This window comes from Salinibacterium sp., assembly GCF_031364185.1.
Lineage (GTDB): Bacteria > Actinomycetota > Actinomycetes > Actinomycetales > Microbacteriaceae > Rhodoglobus.
Window position 1 is genome coordinate 1 of record NZ_JANLVV010000176.1, and the last position, 2,788, is coordinate 2,788.

Genomic DNA, 2,788 nt, shown 5'->3' on the forward strand with positions numbered 1-2,788 from the left:
CGTTCTGGGCTGATGACCACGGCGGCGCGTTGACCACGGCGCTCGATGAACACTGCCTCGGCGCTGGCTCGGGCAATCACGTCCGAGAAGTGCTTGCGCGCATCCGCGATGCTGACATTTGACATGCTCTAATTGTACATCGTGTACGGTGTGATGTACATCACGAGGGCGATCGATAGCGCCCTCGGTACCGATCACCGGACCGCCGCAATCCCCGTGATGTCATTGCCGATCACCAGAATGTGCACCTCGTCGTCATGCACACTTTCGAGGTTATTGGCGTGGCCCGGCGGCGAATATTCGATGGCCGGCGCTTTGGCATCGAAGAATTCGTCAACCGCAGGATGATTCGCATCCTGAAGTAGCAGTCGGGGCGGTCGTCCCTCGAGAATAACGGTGAGGGCCGTGGGCGTGTCAGCAAGTTTTCTTGGCCCCGATACCCGCAGAGTGCAGCTTGCCCCACCAGAACCGCACCTCCTCGTAAAACCGGTCGGCGATCTCATCTGCTCCGTCGACTGTGTCCACTCCGATGCCGTATGCGCGACTCTGCTCCACCGGCCGGATCTGCCCTGATATCTCCATCATGGGACGCGCCGACCAGTTCAGTTCGCCTGGACGTGCGTCGAGATACACCTGATCACCAACTTGCACTCGCACGAAATCTGGCACATCAGGATCGCCGTCGACAACCTCGGCGGTTATGTTCCCCTGAGGTAAATGGGCTTGAAGTCGAGCGACGATGTCGCCCGTGAATGAACCTTCGAAATCTCTCGTCATGGCATGGTCCTTTCACGGATTGGCCGGAGTGATGGTGTGGGAGGTCAAGGCGAGGAACACGGCGAGCATAATCGACACGATAGCGATGAGCTGCCCAGCTACTGCGGGCCATCGGATCCGCCAGGGTGCGTGGACTTGCCGGAGAATGACATCGGCCTGGGCAGCCCACACCAGGCCGAGGACAGCCAGAGATACAGCGAGAATTGGAAGCCAGACTACTGTGAGTGATGCAAGGCTTACCATCACGCCCGAGCGGCCTCGCACAAGCCGCCTTACGGTTCGCGCCTCGACGCTGTTCCGCGGGAAATCGAGAGTGTAATCGCCAGCGGCGTTGGCCAAGCCCAGCACTGCCGAATTGTCCACGACATAACGACCGATGTGGGGCGCTGGTGGCGGCGCAACCGTATTACTGGTCTGCCCTGGAAACAGGTCTGGCGTGAGGTCTGGTGTACCCATGAGCCAGAGTGGAGCCTCGTGCGGGAAGCACGCCCGCGCTGCCCCTCCACTGCTCGTGGTAGCCACGCAGGGATTGCGTCCTGCCTTCAATCCGCATCGCTAACGCGTTATCAACGACAATGCCAATCTCGCGACGACCCCAATAGGTCGACCAAGCGACACTGAACTCGTCGAATGTCAGGTCGCGCATGCCCCTCCTGCGAACGAGCGGCAGCATCACTCGACGCTGCAGGCCTCAGCCTATCCTCGGCCCTTGATGTGTGGCGACCCGTCAGGTGCTATATTTGTATAGCACCCTGAGGAGAGGTTTCACATGCCGCAAATCAACCTTCGCGTTGACGATGAAACAGAACGACGCTTGCAATACCTGGCGGAGCGTACGGGCCGGTCGAAAACGTTCTATGCGACCGAGGCGGTGACCCAGTATCTGGACGAGAACGAAGACCATCTCCTGGCCAAGGATGCGCTCGAGGAATTCACTCAGTCCAACGACGACGCGATCGACCTCGCCAACGTTGTCTGGCCCGCGTGAGCTACACGATCAGATTCACTCCGAAGGCGGCGAAACAGGTCACGAAGCTGGACTCGGCTGCCGCGAAACGGATTCGCGGTTTTCTGGAGCAGAAGCTCGCCCAGCTAGACGATCCGCGCCGGCTTGGGAGGAAGCTCGTCAACGAAGAATTTTGGCGCTATCGGGTCGGCGACTATCGAATCCTCACAGCCATCGACGACGACCAAATCCTTATCCTCATCGTGGAGGTCGCACACCGTCGCGAGGTCTACAACAAGCTCTAACCACAACAGCGGGGCCGCTCGCTCCGCCAAGTGCGTTGCTGCGAACCCAACGATCGCGTCGCGCAGGGCACTCCATAGTTGGCCGCATGGATGCAGATGTTGTTGTCGGGAGTTACGTCCCCGGCGCCACTGCAGCGACCGATCAAGAGGCTCTCACCGGTTCCTTTTCTTGCTGGACTCGCTTTCCGTTCGCGTGGCAGACAGTATCGAAACATGGCCGAGTTCGACGATCTACCCCGCGCAGAATTTGCTTTCCCTGGACCATTACGTGATCGGCTTGTTTCGGCGGTTCTCGACGGGAGTAAGACCTCCACGACTTCTACAGCTGTGGAATATGGAACAGAAGACGAGCCGTTTCCGCAGGTTGGCGCGCGGCAGGTCGTTCTCGATTCGGCCGAGAAAGCGGTCGCAGTAATCGAAACCACGCACGTCCGTCACGTTCGTCTGGCCCTCGTTCCGTGGGAGCATGCGCGCGACGAGGGTGAGGGATACGCGTCGATTGCCGAATGGCGTGCTGGGCATGAAAGGTTCTGGCACAGTGAGGAGATGCGAAAGTTCCTCGGTAACCCGTCATTCGCTGTGATCGACAGCACGATCCAGGGGCCTCACGGCCCCATACCGATCCGACGGTATTCTCCACTCCCGGGCACGACTCCGGTCAGGTCCGCGCCGATCGTGTGGATACATGGCGGCGGGTTCTTCAAGGGCAACCTCGACCAGCCAGAGTCGCATGACGTCGCTCTAACGCTGGCCGCGGCGG

6 protein-coding genes are annotated in these 2,788 nt (G+C 59.9%); 3 read left to right on the forward strand and 3 right to left on the reverse strand.

Translation table 11 applies throughout. The features are described 5' to 3' along the window. The 3 genes from RMN95_RS07875 to RMN95_RS07885 all read right to left on the reverse strand — a co-directional run. On the reverse strand, positions 1–125 hold a 125-nt coding region (locus tag RMN95_RS07875), incomplete at its 3' end, for a type II toxin-antitoxin system prevent-host-death family antitoxin (protein ID WP_309616390.1). Positions 126–414: 289 nt separating this feature from the next. Further along, the gene (locus RMN95_RS07880; protein ID WP_309616385.1) at positions 415–777 is read right to left on the reverse strand and encodes a hypothetical protein; all 363 of its coding nucleotides are present in this window, start codon (positions 775–777) and stop codon (positions 415–417) included. A 12-nt stretch (positions 778–789) separates the two neighbouring features. Next, positions 790–1,233, reverse strand: a complete 444-nt coding sequence (locus RMN95_RS07885) for a hypothetical protein (RefSeq protein WP_309616386.1) — start codon at positions 1,231–1,233, stop codon at positions 790–792. 313 nt (positions 1,234–1,546) lie between these two features. Here RMN95_RS07885 and RMN95_RS07890 point away from each other — a divergent pair, with 313 nt between their 5' ends. The 3 genes from RMN95_RS07890 to RMN95_RS07900 all read left to right on the forward strand — a co-directional run. Continuing rightward, the gene (locus RMN95_RS07890) at positions 1,547–1,765 is read left to right on the forward strand and encodes a TraY domain-containing protein (RefSeq protein WP_309616387.1); all 219 of its coding nucleotides are present in this window, start codon (positions 1,547–1,549) and stop codon (positions 1,763–1,765) included. Next, complete coding sequence (locus RMN95_RS07895; RefSeq protein ID WP_309616388.1) at positions 1,762–2,028, forward strand: type II toxin-antitoxin system RelE/ParE family toxin; 267 nt, start codon at positions 1,762–1,764, stop codon at positions 2,026–2,028. The genes RMN95_RS07890 and RMN95_RS07895 overlap by 4 nt, the downstream gene beginning before the upstream one ends. Positions 2,029–2,241: 213 nt before the next feature. After that, the coding region (locus tag RMN95_RS07900) for an ASCH domain-containing protein (RefSeq protein WP_309616389.1) at positions 2,242–2,788 on the forward strand (547 nt) is incomplete at its 3' end.

Coding starts and splice junctions, on each gene's coding strand:
- RMN95_RS07885 (WP_309616386.1), bottom strand. CDS start 1,233: ATGGGTACACCAGACCTCACGCCAGACCTGTTTCCAGGGCAGACCAGT.
- RMN95_RS07880 (WP_309616385.1), bottom strand. CDS start 777: ATGACGAGAGATTTCGAAGGTTCATTCACGGGCGACATCGTCGCTCGA.
- RMN95_RS07890 (WP_309616387.1), top strand. CDS start 1,547: ATGCCGCAAATCAACCTTCGCGTTGACGATGAAACAGAACGACGCTTG.